The 17,964-nt window shown below is 68.2% G+C and carries 11 protein-coding genes and 1 pseudogene; all 12 read right to left on the bottom strand.

What is annotated here, in order from left to right; translation table 11 throughout:
* Positions 1-158: 158 nt before the first annotated feature.
* A complete protein-coding gene (locus IPG61_03960) occupies positions 159-3,173 on the bottom strand; it encodes a T9SS type A sorting domain-containing protein (protein MBK6733232.1) in 3,015 nt (1,004 codons plus the stop codon).
* Positions 3,174-3,606: 433 nt separating this feature from the next.
* Positions 3,607-5,790, bottom strand: coding sequence for a glycine--tRNA ligase subunit beta (locus IPG61_03955; protein ID MBK6733231.1), 2,184 nt, complete (start codon positions 5,788-5,790; stop codon positions 3,607-3,609).
* Positions 5,787-6,671: a glycine--tRNA ligase subunit alpha gene (locus IPG61_03950; GenBank protein MBK6733230.1), complete on the bottom strand. Its 885-nt coding sequence runs from the start codon at positions 6,669-6,671 to the stop codon at positions 5,787-5,789. Before IPG61_03950 ends, IPG61_03955 begins: the two co-directional genes overlap by 4 nt.
* A 33-nt stretch (positions 6,672-6,704) precedes the next feature.
* Positions 6,705-7,529 (bottom strand): DNA repair protein RecO, encoded by an 825-nt coding sequence (recO, locus tag IPG61_03945; GenBank protein MBK6733229.1) that lies wholly within the window; start codon positions 7,527-7,529, stop codon positions 6,705-6,707.
* Positions 7,530-7,531: 2 nt separating this feature from the next.
* On the bottom strand, positions 7,532-9,010 hold the full coding sequence (gene mgtE / locus IPG61_03940) for a magnesium transporter (GenBank protein MBK6733228.1): 1,479 nt from the start codon (positions 9,008-9,010) through the stop codon (positions 7,532-7,534).
* Complete coding sequence (locus IPG61_03935; protein ID MBK6733227.1) at positions 9,007-9,657, bottom strand: DUF502 domain-containing protein; 651 nt, start codon at positions 9,655-9,657, stop codon at positions 9,007-9,009. Before IPG61_03935 ends, mgtE begins: the two co-directional genes overlap by 4 nt.
* 14 nt (positions 9,658-9,671) lie before the next feature.
* Positions 9,672-10,994, bottom strand: a complete 1,323-nt coding sequence (locus IPG61_03930; GenBank protein MBK6733226.1) for an HlyC/CorC family transporter — start codon at positions 10,992-10,994, stop codon at positions 9,672-9,674.
* 4 nt (positions 10,995-10,998) lie between these two features.
* Positions 10,999-11,352, bottom strand: a complete 354-nt coding sequence (gene ybeY / locus IPG61_03925) for an rRNA maturation RNase YbeY (GenBank protein ID MBK6733225.1) — start codon at positions 11,350-11,352, stop codon at positions 10,999-11,001.
* Positions 11,330-11,548, bottom strand: a pseudogene (locus IPG61_03920) (rRNA maturation RNAse YbeY). Before IPG61_03920 ends, ybeY begins: the two are co-directional and overlap by 23 nt.
* Entirely contained in the window at positions 11,545-13,827 is a 2,283-nt protein-coding gene (locus IPG61_03915; GenBank protein MBK6733224.1) for an HDIG domain-containing protein, read from the bottom strand. Before IPG61_03915 ends, IPG61_03920 begins: the two are co-directional and overlap by 4 nt.
* Before the next feature lie 13 nt (positions 13,828-13,840).
* A complete protein-coding gene (locus IPG61_03910; GenBank protein ID MBK6733223.1) occupies positions 13,841-14,797 on the bottom strand; it encodes a PhoH family protein in 957 nt (318 codons plus the stop codon).
* 41 nt (positions 14,798-14,838) lie between these two features.
* Positions 14,839-17,913 carry an aspartate--tRNA ligase gene (gene aspS, locus IPG61_03905; protein MBK6733222.1) on the bottom strand — a complete coding sequence of 1,025 codons (3,075 nt, stop codon included), beginning with the start codon at positions 17,911-17,913 and terminating at the stop codon, positions 14,839-14,841.
* Positions 17,914-17,964: the final 51 nt, after the last annotated feature.

Below are 17,964 nucleotides of genomic sequence, written 5' to 3'. Positions count from 1 at the left end.
GGCAGGCCCTGTCAACCGGCAAGAGACGCCGCCCCGCGCCACAACCCGCTAGCGGCACGCAGGTTGGCCGCTTCCAGGGGCCCCCAAAACAAGGGGGCGACCCTTGCGGGCCGCCCCCCCGGCAGTTGCCTGCCGAAGCTTCGATCAGGGATCGAAACTTACTTGACCATCGTGGCCTTCTGGACGTTCACGTCGCCACCCGAGCGGGTCTCGACGAAGTACACGCCCGAGGACACGTTGCTGCCCTGGTCCGTGGTGCCATCCCACACGACCGAACCGGCGGTCTCGGAGACCTGACCGTTCAGCAGGGTCTTCACCAGTTCGCCGCGGACGTTGTAGACCTTCATGACCACGTTGCCGGGGTTCTTGAGGGTGTACTTGATCGTCAGCTGCGGGTTGAACGGATTCGGGTAGCTCTCGACGCCGAACTTCGCGACCGGCAGATCGGTGCCGGACGTGTTGTTCAGGTCGTTGGTCACGCCGAAGTAGTCCAGGACGTTGCTCAGCAGGACGACGCGGGCCGGGGCCGGAGCCGCAACCTTGACGCCCGGATCGAGCACGAACAGCAGGTCATGGTTCATCGACACGATCTTGTTGCTGCCGTCGAGGTTCAGCACAGCAGCAGCGTACGTGTACGGGGTCGACACGCCGCCCGGCGCCGTGAACTGGGCCAGACGGGTGGCGCCACCGAACGTGACGATGTTGTCGAAGTCATTGATGCCGAAGCAGCCGCCGTAGGCGACCCAGCTGTCGGCGGTCGTGAACACGGGGTTACCCGCGATCGCGAGCACCAGCGGGGCCGTCTGACCGGCGATGTTGTCACGCACGTCGGTATCGTTGTAGGTCACGCCCATCTTGTTCTCAAGGAAGGCGCGGGCCACGGTACCGGTCGTGTACAGGCTGTTACCCAGGTCGTCACCGGTCATGAACAGGTCACGGCCACCGAGGGCCAGCCACGAGTTCATCAGGCCGAGGTCGTTGCCCGGGTCGCCGGCGAAGTCGCCGTTCGACAGGGTCGGCGACGTCAGGTCGCCAGCCGAGTACAGCATGTCCGTGTAGCCGTCGATCTGCGACACGGTGGCGCGGCCACCGAGACCGTTGCCAACGCCGGAGCTCGGGCCATGCGTGTCGAACACGTCATAGTCCACGCCCCGCTCGAGGCCCAGGTGACGCAGAGCGCCGTACCACTCGTCTTCGCCGCCACGGAAGCCGAAGTCGTTCCAGAACAGGGTCGTCGGCTGCGCGCCGCCAGCAGTCGAAATGCTGGGCAGGCCGCTGACCGAGTACACGCTCGGGTACGCCATCGGGGCCGGGTTGCCGAACTGGCTGATGTCGCCAGGGGCCGTCGAGACCTTCGTATCGCCAGCGACATGGTCGGTCGCCGCGAAGTAGTACTGCAGAAGGTCGCCGGGGAAGATCATGCCGGTGTCCGGCAGGTCGAAGTTGTAACGGTTCGCAACCTGCGCGCCAGCCGCGGTGTACGTCAGCTTAGCCGTAACCGGGTTGGTGGGCAGCGTACGATACGCATCGAACAGCGGATTCTGGATAGCGAAGGTCCAGTGCATGACCGGCATGTCCAGCGTACCGCCGGCGCGCGGGGTCACGTCCACCCAGATCGAGTCGCCCGGATCGTTACGCAGGTGCGTACGAGCCGCGATGTTGGCCGCCATGTCGAAACGGATCGAGTTCTGGCTCAGGTCGCCCAGGTCGATGTCACCGATGGCGGGGAAGCCGTCGTTCGCCAGACGGATTTCCGTCACGGCGATGCGGGCGCCAGCCGTCGGGTACACCTTCACGCGGGCGTTGTCGAAGTACGGAGCCGGGGTACCGTTGGTGCCATCGCCGTAGCCGAACTGCCAGCCCAGCTCGAACACACCCAGGGTGACCTGGGCATGCGTCGCGCCGGTCTCGACCAGATCGTCAACGATGTTGACGGAACGCAGGTAGTTCGGGCCGCCGTAGTACACGAAGTTGCGGTCCTTCCAGCCAGCCACGTTGATGTCGCCGCCGGCCGTGGTCCGAATGCTCCAGGTATAGAAGATACCCGGGGTGTCATTCGCGATCAGCAGCTCGTGACGGTAGACGTCGAACGCGAAGGACATGCCGCCCTTGGCAGGATCCGGCCAGGTCATGACCGGCGAGTACACCGAAGCCTGGATGTGGTACGACGGATCCAGCAGGCCACCCGTGTTGTTCACGATGTAGCCGCCCGGAGGGCCGTAGTCGTTCCCAGGACCACCGACGGTGCCACCGGTGCCGGGCACCACGAGGCCGTCGTCGATGAAGGCGACCAGCTTCGAGAAGTTCGAAGCGCAGTCGTCGGAGTCACCCAGCAGGCCCCACACGCGAGCGAAGTCGCCCACGCCCACGTTCGGAGTGGCAACCCAGTCCGGGCCGAGCAGGCCGTCTTCGAAGTTTTCCGTGTACGGGGTGCCGTTCACGGTCACCGTGATGTTGTCCAGGCGGGCGGCGCCGTTGGTCGGCCACTGGCAGTCGCCGTCGGACCACGCACCGTCAGCCGAGAAGATGAAGGCGACAGCAACGTCGGTGCCTTCGTACAGCTCAGCCGGGGTGTAGGTGAACGTGTAGTCGACCGCTTCGGTGCCGACGCCGTCCCAGGACTGACCCTGGCCACCGGTGATCGGCTCGAAGAACGGGTTGGCCGCGGTACGGCGCTGCAGGGTCGTGAAGTCATAACCCGGCTCGCTGTCGTACACGAGGTCGGCCTGGACGCGAACGGTCGCGGCCGCGCCGATGGTCTTGCGGAACTCGAGGATGTCGTTCCAGCTGTTGTTGTAGCCGCCGGCGACGTCGCCGACGCCGCACGACACCAGCGCGATGTCGCCGCACCAGGCAGCGTTGCCGCTCAGCGGAGCAACGACGCCGTAGGTGTCGACGTGCCAGTGGTTGGCCGGGGACGTCTCGTCCACCGAGTACCAGCCGTCAGGCAGGATGCCGGAGCCGCCCGGACGGGCAGACGCGGTCTCGAAGTCGCCGCGGTACGGGAAAGCCCCGCCCGGGCCCATGAGGTCGATCGTGTCACCGGACGCCTTGGCGGCGGTGCCACTGAACCACATGGCAGGCTGGGACGCGACGTTGCGCTCGGCAGCGAACGCACCAACCGCGAACATCAGCGCCAACGCCAGGCACGCAATCGTGGTGAGTCTCTTCATTATCTTCCCCCCATCGCCGGCTCGGAGCCGACACATGGTTAGGCGAACGAATTTTCCGTGCGACGGTGAACCGACTGGCGGTCCGCCTCGCACCCTTCGGGCGACAAAGTGTTCCCTTTGGCGAACAGGAGGCACAGCGATTGACGTGTGCCAGCGAGCGGACCTCCTCAGGGATGGCGCAGACCTATGGTGACGAGCGAACAAGGCGTCAAGTGATTCAAACAGGACACGAGTGGAAACAGAGTGACAACGCACCTCGAAGGTAGGGAACTTTTGTCTGTGAGTCGCTGCATTACCTTACCGGAACTCGAAAATCGCGTCAATAGTCATTTGTGGAAAAACCGTGGCGGCGGCCAAAAAGGCAGCCCGCGGGCCTCCCCGCCGGAGACCTGCGGGCCGCCGGGCCCTTTCGCCTTTTCTTCGCGATCAAGACCTAGTCCACCGGAGCAACTTCCCCGAAATCGGCGTAACGCGCAAAAAGGCCGTGGATTTCCCTCACGAAAGCGTGACGAAGTTCCCGCAGCGCGGGATCGGGCGCATTAACCATCACCTCATCGAAATAGCGGTCGATCGCCGGCCCCAGTGCGGAAAGGAGACTGAAAACCTCTCCCAGCTTGCCCGCAGCCGCAGCCGCCTGGAGTCCGGGGGCCGCCGCCGCCGCCTGCCGCCTCAATTCCCCCTCGGCAGGTTCCGGCAAACCACTGAAATCCTCGCCCCCGGCACCCCGGCCACCGGCCAGCCAGCGGTCGAAGCAGCCGGCCCGTTCGGCATCGGCCAGCACCGAACCCTTGAGGATGTTCCGGCAACGCTTGAACCCGGTGGCCAGGGCCTGGAAATCGGTCCGGCCGCGGAAACCCTCGAGGGCGCCCGACCAGTCCAGGGCGGCCTGCGGGTCCCGCCAGTGCACGGGCAGGACAGCCCGCAGCACGGCCGGGTCGCGTCCCCCGGCCTCTGCCAGATATCCCGCCAGGCGGGTCTGCACAAACTCGCCGATGGCGGCACGGGCCTGCTCCTGGGCCGCAGGCGCAGAACGGCCGGCATACTGCGACAGCGCAAACGCAATCGCAGCATCGAGATCCAGCGATTTCCTGAGATCCAGCAGGATGCGCACGATGGCCAGGACATGGCGCCGCAGGGCATACGGATCCTTGGCCCCCGTGGGCGCGAAACCGGCCAACCAGCAGCCGGCCAGCGTGTCCAGACGGTCGGCGATCGAAAGCACGCTGCTGTTAATGTCCCCCGGCAGTTCACTGGAGGCCGAGCGCGGGAAATAGTGCCGCACGATCGCGCGGCAGACCTCGGCCGGCTCGCCGGCCAGTTCCGCGTAGCGCGCCCCGATAAAGCCCTCCAGCTTCGTGAATTCCTTGCCATCCTTGATCATTTCGCTGACCAGGTCGGCCTTGCAGATCACGGCGGCACGGGCCAGCGACGCCGGCCTGGGCCCACCCTCGCCCAGCCCGTGGGCCCAGAGCCAGTCCACAAGGGTCGACACCCGCACCGACTTGTCCCCCAGCGAGCCGAAGCCCTCCATCCAGGTTACCGCCTGCAGGCGGGCCACGTGCTGGTCAGGGGTCTGCTTCTGGTCGAACCCCCAGTAGAAGAGCGCGTCTGCCAGGCGGGCGCGCAGCACGCGCTCGTTGCCGGCCACGACGTTGTCCAGGTGGTCCGTTCCGCCATCGCGGACAGACGCGAAACGCGTAAGCAGGCGACCCTCGGGCCCCACGATGGAGAAATACCGCTGGTGGGCCTTCAGCGCCGTGGCCACCACCTCGTCAGGCAACGCCGCGAACTGGCTCCCGTAGGCGCCCAGGAACGGCGTCGGGTGCTCGCACAGGAACACCACTTCAGCCAGCAGATCCTCGTCCTCCAGCAGGCGCCCGTCAGGCTCCTCGGCCTTCAGGCGGGCGGCCAGGCCTTCGCTGATGGTGCGGCGTCGTTCCGCCTGGTCGACCATCACGCCCGCGGCGGCCATGGCCGGCAGGTAGGCACCCGGAGATTCGAGCGTTACTTCACAATTAGCCGCCAACGTGCGGTGCCCGCGCGAAATACGGCCCGAACGGATATGCCCCACGCTCAGGTCCACGACCTGTTCGCCCAGCAGTGCGACGATCCACTGCAGCGGGCGCGGGTACTCCAGGTCGTGCTCCCCCCAGCGCATCACCTTGCGGAACGGGATGGCCAGGACCACGGCCGGGATGAGTTCGGCCAGCACGGCCGCGGCGTCGCGACCCGGCTCCAGGCGCCGGGCGACCAGGCAGGCGCCGGCACCTTCACCCGTGCGCTCACAGTCGGCCAGGTCCACGCCCGCCTTGCGGGCGAACCCCAGCCCTGCCGGTGTCGGCTGGCCGTCGGCGCCGAAGGCCACCGACAACGGGGGGCCCTTCACCTCGGTCTGCCGGTCGGGCTGCCGCGTCGCCAGGCCCGCGCAGAGCACGACCATGCGGCGCGGGGTCGCCATGACGCGCAGGCCCTCGGCCTCGAGCCGGGCCGCCGCCAGGCCCTCGCCCAGGCGCCTGCCCAGTTCGGCCATCGCGTCGGGGACGAAACGGGCGGGGATCTCCTCGCTGCCGATCTCGAGCAGGAAGGGCAGGCGCTCCGGTGTGGTGGTGCGGCTCATCGGGTCGGCTCCTGGTTCTTCAGCAGCGGGAAGCCCATGCGTTCACGACTGTCGACGTAACTGGTGGCCGCCAGGCGGGCCAGGTTGCGCACGCGCGCGATGTAGCCGGTGCGCTCGGTCACCGAAATGGCGCCGCGGGCCTCGAGCACGTTGAAGAAATGACTGCACTTGATGACCGCGTCGTAGCCCGGGTACACGAGCCCGGCCTCGAGCAGCTGCTTCGCCTCGCGTTCGCGGTCATCGAAGAAGCGGCGGTACAGTTCGATGTCCGCATGCTCGAAATTGAAGGCGGAGTACTCGCGCTCGAACTGGCCCTGCACCTCGCCCCACGTAAGTCCGCCGCCCCAGAGCAGATCCTTCACGTGGTTCACGCCCTGGATGAACATGCACAGGCGCAGCAGCCCGTAGGTCAGTTCCACCGACACCGGCTGGCAGCGCACGCCGCCCACCTGCTGGAAGTAGGTGAACTGGCTGACTTCCATCCCGTCGAGCCAGACTTCCCAGCCGAGGCCGGCGGCGCCCAGGGTCGGCGACTCCCAGTCGTCCTCGACGAAACGGATGTCGTGCTCCTCGGCCTTGATGCCGATGGCGCGCAGCGACTCGAGGTACAGCCCCTGGCTGTCCTCCGGGTTCGGCTTGAGCAGCACCTGGTACTGCAGGAACTGGTGCACGCGATTCGGATTCTCGAGGTAGCGGCCGTCTTTCGGCCGCTTGCTCGGCTCGACGTAGGCGACCTTCCACGGCTCCGGCCCCAGCGAGCGCAGGAACGTGTTGGGATTGAAGGTGCCGGCGCCCACTTCGCTGTTGTAGGGCTGGACGACCACGCAACCGTAATCGATCCAGAACTGCTGCAGCCGGGCGATCATCCGCTGGTATTCCATCATGCTCGATGACCCTTCGTGGACCTGTCGACCTCAGGAAGCACTCGCCTTGCCCGCGCGCAACAGGTCGAGCGCCGCCGGCAGCCGGTAGCCCGGCAGGTGGTAACCAAGGAACCGGTGCAGGTGGCCGCCCACCTCGCGGCGGCCGACCGGCGTCAAGGCCAGCCCGCGCGCACCGTCGAGCCCGCCGCCCTCGAGGGCGTCGAACACGGCCAGCGCCTCGTCGCCGAGGGCGCGACAGCCTTCGTCGGCGCCGCCGCGCGCGCACTCGCCGCACATCAGTCCGCCTTCGGCGGCGCTGAAACGTCGTGTCGCCACCGGAACACTCTCGCGGGACGCGCCGCAGGTGCAGCACCTGGACAGTTCAGGCGACACCCCGTGGCGGTCGAGCAGCTCCCACTCGAAAGCGAAGAAAACCACGACCGGCTCGGATCCGGCCCCTGAGGATAACATCCGCAGAAAGGCGTCGCAAACCCCGAACAGTTCGGCGGCGCCGCCAGGATCGTCGCGCACCAGGGCGCCCGCCGGGCGGCAGCGATCGACCAGTTCGAGCGCACCCAGCAGGTACGCCGAAAGCTCGAGCGTGGGCGCCGGGCCGAGCGGATCGAGCTCGACGCTGCCGCCGCGCAGGTACTGCAGTTCGCGCACCGGATCGAGGCTGAATTCGACGGATACCAGGCGGCCGGGCTCCACCAGCGGTCGCAGGGTCGACAACGGTCGCCGTGCGGCCTTGGCGATCACCTTCACGTAGCCGTGGTCACGGGTCAGCAGGGAGGCAATGGCGCTCGTCTCGCCGCACGGCCACGCCCGCAGCACGAGCGCGTCGGTGGCGGCCGACGGCCTGGTGACGACGCCCATGCTCAGCCGCCCGTGCCCAGGCTCAACATCAGGGAGGCCAGCCCCAGGTAGATCAGCAGGCCGAAGAGATCGTTGGTGGTGGTGATGAACGGGCCGGTGGCCACGGCGGGGTCGATGCCCAGCTTGTTCAGGACGAGCGGGATGCCCGTACCGACCATGGCCGACATCAGCACGACCAGGAGCATCGCAACACCCAGAACAGCAGAGAGATAGACGTTCCCGCTGAGAAGATACGAGAGCCCCGAGAGGCTGATCGAGATCGACACGCCGACCAGCCCGGCCGTCATCAGTTCGCGCCCCAGATGGCGGCCGATGCGGTAGATGGGCAGTTCGCCCGTGGCCAGGCCGCGCACCACAACGGACGAGGTCTGGATGCCGACATTGCCCGCCAGGGCCATCATCATGGGGATGTAGAAGGCCAGCGCCACCATCGTCTGCAGGCTCTGCTCAAAGTGCCGCAGCACAAGCACCGCCCCGAGCTCACCGAGCAGGGCGCCCAGGAGCCAGGGCAGCCGCGAACGCGCCACGCGCAGGGCCGACTGCTCGCCGTACTCGGCGACACTCACGCCTGCCAGGCGCGAGAAGTCCTCGGTGGCCTCCTCTTCCATGACGTCCATCACGTCGTCGGCCGTGATGCGGCCGACCAGCTTCATCTGGTGGTCCACCACCGGCAGCGTGATCAGGTCGTGGGTCATGAAGAAGCCGGCCACTTCCTCCTGGTCCAGGTCCACCGACACGTACAGCGGCTCGTGTTCCATCACGTCGACGACGAGCGCGGAACGGTCCGCCAGCAGCAGCACCGTCAGCGGCAGCTGCCCGGTCAGGCGACCGCGCTGGTCGACCACGAACAGTGCGTGGGTCTCCTCGAGGTCATCCTGGTCCAATCCACGCAGCAGCGACACGGCATCCTGGCAGGTCTGCTCCTCGGTACACGCGGTGAACTCCTTGCCCATGAGACCGCCGGCGGTCTCCGGGCTGTACTGCAGCAGGTCAGCCACTTCCGAGCGCTCGGCCTCTTCCATGGCCGCCATGATCTGCTCGGCGTGCTGCGGTTCGAGTTCCCCGAGAAGGTCGGTCGCGTCGTCCGACGGCATCTCCTCGACGATGTCGGCGATGGCGTCGACGTCCAGGAGCGTCAGCAGCGCACTGAGGCTGCGGTTGTCGATCTCCAGCAGCACCTCGGCCACCGGGTCGGGCGGCAGCAGGCGCAGCAGCCGGGCCGTGTCGGCCACGTCCAGCGGGCGCAGGATCTCGGCCAGGTCGCCGGGCGAAAGTTCGTCGGCCAGGGAGCGGACCTCGTCGTCGCGGCCACCGTCGAGCAGTGCCACGAAACGCTGGCCCAGGGCCTGGCGCTCGGCGTCGAGGTTCGCAGGGTCGAGCACGCGCTCGTCCGGCCGCTCATCAACCCGCTCGTCCTGGCCCCCGTCGGCGCCACCGCCGGCGGCCGGGGTCCGGCGCGGATCGAGTTCGTCGTCGGTCACGCCGCACCTCCCGCAGGCCCCGTGGGCTTCGGCTGGACGGGTGCCCCGATCGCGGCAACCTGCGCCGCGGTCATGATCGAACCGCCCGAGACGATCAACCTGATCGCCTCTTCCACCGTCAGGCTGACGGCCCGCGTCTGTTCGCGGGGCAGCAGGAGCAGGAAGCCCGAAGTCGGATTCGGCGTGGTCGGCAGGAACACGGCCACCAGATCGGAGTCGGACTCGTCACGTGTCACGAAGGCCAGCGCCCAGCTCCCGGGGTGCGGGAAGGCCACCAGCACCACCTTCTTGAACGACTGTCCCTGGTTCTTGCCGAAGACGCCGGCGATCTGCTTGAACGTGGTGAACAGGCCCTTCACCAGCGGGATGCGATCGAAGACCCGGTCGACGAAACCGAAGAACGCCCTCCCCGCCAGGTTGCGCGTGAACAGGCCCAGCAGCACGAGGATGGGCACGAACGCGGCCACGCCCAGCAGCGTCAGCGCGAACTCGGGATAGTGCTCGCTGACGTAGGGCAGCTTGCTCAGCAGCGGGCGGAGCATTCCGGCAATGAAGCCGTACAGGCGCCAGAGCACCCACAGCGTGAGGGCCAGCGGCGTGATGGCCAGGACACCGGTCAGGAGGTTGCGCCGCAGGAATCCAAGCATGCCGGGGCCTCCCTTCATTCGCTCTCGCGGCGGGCGAAGCCGGGCATCGCCGCCGGCGCCCGCAACAGCACGCGCAGCAGGCGCTGGTCCACCACGTCCTCCACGGTGACGCTGAAGCCGGCCACGGCAAACTCCTCGCCCGCCTGGGGCACGTTGCCGGCCGCCTCGTATACCAGGCCGCCGAGCGTCTCGCTGTCCTCGACGCCGGCAGCATCGCCGAAGGTCACGCCCAGGATCTCCTCGAGTTCCTCGAGGTTGATCTTCGGGTCCAGTCGAACCGTGCGGTCGTCGAGCCAGGTGACCAGGTCCTCCTGCTCGTCGAACTCGTCCTCGATGTCGCCGACGATCTCCTCGATCACGTCCTCCAGCGTCACCAGCCCGGCCGTGCCGCCGTACTCGTCGATGACGACGGCCATGTGGATCCGCTTGGAGCGGAACTCGTCGAGCACCTCGTCGATCTTCTTGCTTTCGGGGATGAAGTAGGCCGGCCGCGCCAGGTCGGCAACCTTGCGCCCCGCAGCCACGAAACGCCCGTCCTGCACCAGCCGCAGCAGGTCCTTCGAGTAGAGGATGCCCACCACCCGGTCCACGCTGCCCTGGAACACGGGCAGGCGCGAATGGCCCTGCTCGATCACCGTCGGCACGACCTCGAGCACCGAAGCGTCGCCGTCAAGGGCCACGACATCGATGCGCGGGACCATGATCTCGCGCACGGCGGTCTCGTGGAAATTGAAGATGCTCTGGATCATCTCGCGCTCGTCCTCGTCCAGCGCGGAGTCCTCACCCTCGTCGCTCATCAGGCTGCGGATCTCGCCGGTCGACAGGTGCGGCTGCATGTCGGCCGACCACAGGGTGTCGTCGACCCGGTCCATGATCACGAGCATCAACGCCGCCCATGGCCGCAACAGCCAGCACAACGGAAAGACGATGGTGCCGACCACACGCGCATAGCCCAGTGCGGCGCCGGCCGCCAGCGAACGCAGGAGCAGGCCGCCCAGCGTCCAGATCAGGGTGGCGCCGATCCCGAACACGACGAGAAAGCGGACACCGCCGGCGCCGGCCCAGACGGCCTCCAGCAGGCGGCCAAGGGTCCAGCCGCCGACCAGCGAACAGCCGAGGTAGAGCGCGCCGATGGTGACCTGGAAGCGCCGGTCGTGGGCCAGGTAGTTGTTCAACGCCGCCCCGAGCGGGCGGTCCTCGAGCAGCCCGTTGTGGAACAGGCCGCTGACCCGGTAATGGGCCGCCAGGAGGCCGCTCAGGAGCATGGCTGAACCCCAGGCGGCGAGCGCCAGGACCAGCGCCGATCCGGTTCCCTGTGCAGTGACGATGGCGATCAAGGGATCAGTCCCCTTTGGCGAGCGGATGCGGCAGGCCGCATCCGTGCAGCACGGCGGTTTCCAGGGCCAGCATGGCCTGGCGATCCGCCTCTAGCTCGTGTTCCCAACCGAGAATATGCAGGCACCCGTGCACCACGAGCAATGCCATTTCGTGGTCCGGCGCCCAATCCCGTTCGCGGCACCGTTCCGTGATGAACACCGGGGCCAGGATCACCTCGCCCGCCAGCGGCGAAGCCTCGGCGCCGGGCTCCTGCGGGTCCAGCCACAGGTCGCGCCGCGCACCCCGCTCGCCGGCCCGGATCGCCGCCGCCTCGCCGGCGACCGCATCCTCGAGCAGGTAAGGAGAAGGACAACACATCGGTGGGTCCGTCGGCCGCCCGGTACGAACGGTTCAGCCCGGTCATCGCCTCGTCGTCCACGAGCACCAGGTCGACGCGCCAATCGGCCGGCCCCACGGCCGCGGCCAGGTCCGCCAGGACCGGCCACGGCGCCCACAGTGCGGCTTCCGCGGACGGCGTCCTCTGCAGTCTCCGGTCGACCAGGGCGAGGATCATGAGCGCACCCTCGGTTCGGCGCGCCGGTCCAGCGGGCGTTCGCCTTCCTTCTGCCCCGGGTACACGATCCGGGCGTGATGGATGCCCGTCAGCAGCGGCACGAACGCGTCGCGAATGCGCGCGATGTCGCTGAGCGACAGGCCCGACTCGTCCAGTTCGCCGCTCAGCATGCGCTTGTCGATGATCTGCTTGGTCATTTCCTTGATGCGGCTCGGCGTCGGCTTGACCAGGGTCCGTGTCGCGGCTTCGACGGCATCGGCCAGCATCAGGATGGCCGTCTCGCGTGAATGGGGCCGCGGCCCCGGATAGCGGAAGTCGTCGACCTTGACCGTTTCGCCGCCGTCGGCCTCGAGCGCCTTGTGGTAGAAGTACTCCATCACCATGGTGCCGTGGTGCTCGGGGATGAAGTCGATCACCATCTGCGGCAGGCGCCACCGCCGGCCCAGCTCGATGCCCTCCTTGACGTGCGCGGCGATCACCAGCGCGCTCATGCTAGGGCTCAGCTCGTCGTGGCGGTTGTTCCCCGGCGACTGGTTCTCCACGTAGTATTCCGACTTCTCCATCTTGCCGATGTCATGGAACAGCGCGCCGACGCGCGTCAGCAGCGCATTGGCGTCGATGGCCCGCGCAGCGTGCTCGGCCAGCTGGCCGACGACCTGGCTGTGGTGATAGGTTCCCTGGGCCTCCAGGGCCATGCGCTGCAGCAACGGGTGGTTCAGGTCCGACAGCTCGAGCAGCGTCAGGTCGGAACAGACGCCGATCACCGGCTCCGCCACCGGCAGCACGAACAGGCCGAACGCCACCGACAGCACGGGCATGAACAGGCCCACCAGGTAGATCGGCTGCAGCCGCTGGCCTTCGCCCAGTTCGAGCAGGAAGATCAGCGTGACCGACAGGAACGTCAGCAGCAGGATGGTGCGATAGAACAGGCTGCGCTTGTACACCCGGCGCACCGACATCACGGTGACCATGCCGAGCACGTACCAGGCGAACACATGGCCGGCCTTCACCTCGGGCAGTACCGCGAGGATGGTCACCGCCAGCAGGGTCGTGGTGTAGCCGATGCGCCCCTTGAAGAGCACCGTCGTCAGGAGCGCCATGAGGATGATCGGCACGGCGAGCGGACCCAGAGCCGGGCGCGACATGGCGATGGCGGCTCCCGCCATGTACAGGGCCAGGATGACGGCCACGGCCCACTGGAATCGCCGCTGCTGCAGCTTGCCGGGGAAATGCAGCCCGGCCAGCCAGCCGTACAGGAGCAGCGCCGTTGCCACCAGCAACGCCCGCGACACATAGCGCGCAACGACGTCGACGCCGCCTTCGCCGCCGCCACGGCTGCGCAGACGCCGCTCGAGTTCCTTCAGCCACAGCGCCTGCTGCTCGGTCACCTGAACGCCGCGCTCGATGATGCGCTCGTTCGCGATGAAGGACCGCGACTGCGGCACGGCCTCGCGCGCCAGTTCCTGCCGTGACCGCGTCTCCTGGGGCTCGTAGATCAGGTTCGGCGTCACCAGCGGGCGCATCACCGCGGCGGCCTCCGCGGATTCGACCGGGCCAAGGCCGGTCTCGCGCAGGGCGGTGAGCAACCGTTCGCGCACGTCGGCCTGGGTGCTGACCTGATCGCGTTCGCGCAGGTTCTCGGCCTGCCCTGTCAGCACGATCACGCGTCCGTAACGACCCGCAGGCAGCATGTCGGCAACGCCGCCCTCGCGCACCACGTGCCAGGCCCGGCGCAAACGCGGCAACAGCGAATCCGGCCGCGCGGGTCGCAGCAGGTGGCGCACCTGCTCGCCGGCGGCGCCGGGGAACTGCACGGCCAGGAGGCTCTGGCGGTCAGCCACGGGCAGGGTCGAGTCGGCCAGTGCGTCGGCCAGCGCGGCGAACCACATCTCCATGCCCGAATTGGCCGCAGCGCTGGTCGGCACCGCACGCAGCACCGGAGCCTGCTCCACCACCCGCTCGAGACGGGCCATCTGGACGTCGCGGTCCAGCAGCGGGCCGTCGAAGGCGAACGGCGCCCTGATCTCGCCCTCTGCGATCTCGCCTGCCGCCGGGAAGTCCACGCTCAGGCGCGGGACCGGCGGGAACAGCACCAGGTGCAGCAGGAGAAGCCCGGCGCCCAGGCCCAGCGCCCAGGCCGTGGCGCGTTCAGGGGTGATCGTCTCGCCGGTGTTCCGTCCCGATCCGCGCGGAACGGCACGCGCGGCGACCGGGCGCGCGGGTTTGACGGCGCCCGTGGACGTCGTCTGCTCGCGTTGCCGGAATCGCCAGCGGTACATCGAGCCTCCCGGGTCAGCCCTGTTCGCCGGAATCCGCGGCCTCGAACGCATCGACGATGCGACGGACGAGCGGATGCCTCACGATGTCGCGCCCGTCGAGGTCGACGAACGCTACGCCTTCCGTGTGCGCCAGGATCTCGCGCACATGGATCAGCCCGGACTTCTTGTCCACAGGCAGGTCGATCTGCGTGATGTCGCCGGTGACCACGGCCTTGGACTGGATGCCGAGGCGCGTCAGGAACATCTTCATCTGGCCCACGGTCGTGTTCTGGGCCTCGTCGAGGATCACGAAGGCGTTGTTCAGCGTCCGACCCCGCATGTACGCCAGCGGCGAGGCCTCGATGACGCCGGAGGCCATGTATCGCGCAATGCCCGCGGCGCCCGTGATGTCGGACAACGCATCGTAGAGCGGGCGCAGGTAGGGATTGATCTTCTCCTGCAGGTCGCCCGGCAGGAATCCGAGCTGCTCCCCGGCCTCGACGGCCGGCCTGACCAGCACGATGCGATCCACCATTTGCCGCTTGAGGTAATCCATGGCCATGACCACGGCCAGGAACGTCTTGCCCGTGCCCGCAGGGCCGGTGGCGAAGACGACGTCGTGCGCGCGCACGGCGTCGACATACGCCTGCTGCCCCGCCGTCTTGGTGCGCAGCGCCTGGCGACTGCCGCTGGCGTAGAGCAGCGTCTCGCCCTCTCCCGGCTGCCCTTCCGGGAACTCGCGGCGCCCGGCCCGCTGGTCCCACAGGTAGCCCAGCGAGACCTTGTCCACGAGCTGGCCGTGACGCACGCGCTGGATCAGGTCTTCCAGCACCTCCTGCACCAGGTCCAGGCTCTCGGCCGGCCCGCGCACGAGCAGGCGCTCACCGCGCACGGTCAGCGTGCCCCCGAACCGCTCCTCGAGCAGGCGCAGGTTCGAGTCCCGCGGCCCGAGCAGGCCCAGTTGGTCGACGCCCGCCAGGTCGATGGTCATCTGGCCGGGCGGTTCCCGGTCCTCCGGTCTCCCGTTGCGGCTCACGCGCCGGCCCCGCCCTCGCCCGCAGGCGGCGTCACCGCGAGGTTGAGCTCGCGCAACTGGGCAGCACTGATGTGACCCGGGCTGCCGTCCAGCGGCGAAGCGGCCAGGGTCGTCTTCGGGAAGGCGATCACCTCGCGCAGCGACGGACTACCGGTCATCAGCATCACCAGCCGGTCCAGGCCCAGCGCGATGCCGCCGTGCGGTGGCGCCCCGTAGCCGAGCGCGTCCAGGAAGAAGCCGAACTTGCCGAGGTATTCCTCCGGCTCCATGCCGGCGATGCGGAACACGCGCTCCTGCAGTTCACGCTGGTGGATGCGGATGCTGCCCGAACCCAGCTCCACGCCGTTGCACACCAGATCGTACAGCTGCGCCCTCGCCGCGCCCGGGTCGCTCTCGAGCCCGTCGATATCCTCCGGCCTCGGCAGCGTGAACATGTGGTGGCAGGCGGTCCAGCCCTGGCCGTCGGGCGTCCGCTCGAAGAGCGGGAAATTGCGGACCCAGCTGAGCGCCCACGCGTTCTCGGGGATCCAGCCGGCCAGCCGCGCCACTTCCAGGCGCACGGCGCCGAGTGACGCCACCGCCTTGTCCCAGGGACCGGCCACCATCAACAGCAGGTCGCCGTCCTGCAGGCCCAGCTTCTCCTGCAGGGCCGCCGCGAACGCCGGCGACAGGAACTTGGCGATGCCCGAATCGAGCGCGCCCGCCGTGACCTTGGTACGCGCCAGCCCGTGCGCGCCGTGCTTCTTCGCCAGTTCCTCGAGATCGTCGACCTGTTTGCGGCTCCAGCCGCCAAGCCCCGGTGCCCGCAGACAGCGGACCGTGCCGCCCTTGCCCACGGCATCCTCGAAGACGGAGAAGCCGCAGCCCGGCACCAGGTCGTCGAGGCAGTGCATGGGGCACCCGAAGCGCAGATCGGGCTTGTCCGAGCCGTACATGTTCATGGCGTCGTCGTACGAGATGCGCGGGAACGGAGTCGGCACGATGATGCCGGCCGCTTCCTCGAAGATGCGCGCGACCATCTCCTCAACCACCGCGTAGATGTCGGTTTCGCGTACGAAGCTCATCTCGAGGTCGATCTGCGTGTGTTCCGGCTGCCGGTCCTTGCGCAGATCCTCGTCGCGCAGGCAGCGCGCCAGCTGGAAGTAGCGGTCGACGCCGCTGGCCATCAGGATCTGCTTGTAGAGCTGCGGCGACTGCGGCAATGCGTAGAACTGGCCGTGGTGGATGCGGCTCGGCACCACGTAGTCACGCGCGCCCTCGGGCGTGGTCTTGATCAGCAGCGGCGTCTCGACCTCGAGGAAGTCGTGCGAGGAGAGGAAATTCCGCGCCGCCATGGCCGCCCGATGCCGCACCGCGAGGTTGCGGGCCATGACCGGATGCCGCAGGTGGATGTAGCGGTGCTTGAGCCGCAGCTCCTCGCTCGCCTCCTGGGCCTGGTCGACCTGGAACGGCAGCGGTGCGCAGCCGTTGAGGATGGTCACCTCGCCGGCCACGATCTCCACGGCGCCGGTTTCCTTGTCGAGGTTGGCCATGCCTTCGGGGCGCGGGCGCACGGTGCCGCTCACGCGGAGCACGCACTCGAGCCGGAATTCGCGCGCCAGTTCCAGGGGCTGACCGCCCTCGCACACGACCTGCACCACGCCGTAGCGATCGCGCAGGTCCACGAAGACCAGGCCTCCCATGTTGCGGATGCGCGCCGCCCAGCCGGCCACCGTGACCGCGCTGCCCACCAGATGCGTGTTGATCTCGCCGCAGCGGTGCGTGCGCACCGCCTCGTTCACGTTTCCGTGGCTCACCCCTCCAGAACCTCCCCTGACGGCCGTCAGCAACTGGCTCCGCGCGACCGCCGTCTGGTCGCCCGTGCCCAGATTCTTCATCTGTACGACATCCTGCTCGAGCTCTTCGGCGCCCACCGTCAGCAGCAGGCGCGCGCGCCTGCCCACAGCGGACTTGAACTGTGTCTTGAGCGCGCGGCCGGTCGTGTCCACTTCAACGCGGCACGAGCCGCGCAGCAGCTCCGCCATCTCCAGCCCGGCCTGCTCGGCCGCCCGCCCGCGGCAGGCGACGAACACGTCCACGGCTGTCTGCCGGCTCAACTGCGGATCGACCGGCTCATCGCCCAGGTGTATCAGCGTACGCTCGATCCCGATCGAGAAACCGACGGCAGGCGTCGAGGGACCGCCGCACTGTTCCACCAGGTGATCGTAGCGGCCGCCCCCGGCAACGCTGCTCTGCTTGCGATCGCTGCCAGCGGTGATCTCGAACGTCGTCCGCGTGTAGTAGTCCAGCCCGCGCACCAGCGTCGGGTCCGCCTGCACCGGCACGCCCAGCCGCTCCAGCGTGTCCAGCACGATGGCGTGGTGCTCCCGGCAGGCTCCGCACAGCCCATCGGTGATCGGGCGGAATCCCGCCAGCAACTGCTGGACCGCATCGTCCTTCGCATCGTACAGGCGCAGGGGATTGGTGTCGATGCGCGCGCGCAGCGGCTCCGGCACCTCGGCGATGCGACCGTTGAGAAACTGCTTCAGGTCTTCCAGGTAAGCCGGCCTGCACTCGCGACATCCGATGCTGTTGACCTTGACCAGCAGGCCCCGGGCATCGACGGCGTCGAACAGGGACATTGCCAACTGGATCACCTCGGCGTCGAGCACCGGCGAATCCGAGCCGATGGCCTCGACCCCCAGCTGGTGGAACTGCCGGTAGCGCCCGGCCTGCGGCCGGTCATGGCGGAACATGGGCCCCATGTAGAAGAACTTCAGGGTGCCGGGCTGCCGCTGCAGGCCGTTCTCCAGGTAGGCCCGCACCACGGAGGCCGTCATCTCCGGCCGCAGGGTCAGGCTCTCGCCGCCGTCCCGCGTCTCGAAGGTGTACATCTCCTTGTCGACGATGTCGGTCCCCGTGCCCACCGAGCGCAGGAACAGCGCCGTCGGTTCGATGATCGGCGTACGGATCTCGCCGTAGCCGTAGCGGCCCAGCACGCGCGCCCAGACGTCCTCACACCATCGCCAGCGTTCGATCTCCTCGAGGAAGATGTCGCGCGTGCCCTTCAGACGGTGGTACCTGATGTTCATGCCACCCTGCGCTTTGCGGCAGACTCCGGCCGCCGGCGCCCGCGGCGGGGC

It is taken from the genome of bacterium, assembly GCA_016703265.1.
Classification (GTDB): Bacteria; Krumholzibacteriota; Krumholzibacteriia; order LZORAL124-64-63; family LZORAL124-64-63; genus CAINDZ01.
The sequence above is the reverse complement of the archived record's forward strand: the minus strand, read 5'-3'. Positions and strand labels throughout refer to the sequence as shown.

Coding starts and splice junctions, on each gene's coding strand:
- ybeY (MBK6733225.1), bottom strand. CDS start 11,352: ATGTGTTGTCCTTCTCCTTACCTGCTCGAGGATGCGGTCGCCGGCGAG.
- IPG61_03935 (MBK6733227.1), bottom strand. CDS start 9,657: ATGCTTGGATTCCTGCGGCGCAACCTCCTGACCGGTGTCCTGGCCATC.
- aspS (MBK6733222.1), bottom strand. CDS start 17,913: ATGAACATCAGGTACCACCGTCTGAAGGGCACGCGCGACATCTTCCTC.
- IPG61_03915 (MBK6733224.1), bottom strand. CDS start 13,827: ATGTACCGCTGGCGATTCCGGCAACGCGAGCAGACGACGTCCACGGGC.
- recO (MBK6733229.1), bottom strand. CDS start 7,529: ATGGGCGTCGTCACCAGGCCGTCGGCCGCCACCGACGCGCTCGTGCTG.
- IPG61_03910 (MBK6733223.1), bottom strand. CDS start 14,797: ATGACCATCGACCTGGCGGGCGTCGACCAACTGGGCCTGCTCGGGCCG.
- IPG61_03950 (MBK6733230.1), bottom strand. CDS start 6,671: ATGGAATACCAGCGGATGATCGCCCGGCTGCAGCAGTTCTGGATCGAT.
- IPG61_03960 (MBK6733232.1), bottom strand. CDS start 3,173: ATGAAGAGACTCACCACGATTGCGTGCCTGGCGTTGGCGCTGATGTTC.
- IPG61_03955 (MBK6733231.1), bottom strand. CDS start 5,790: ATGAGCCGCACCACCACACCGGAGCGCCTGCCCTTCCTGCTCGAGATC.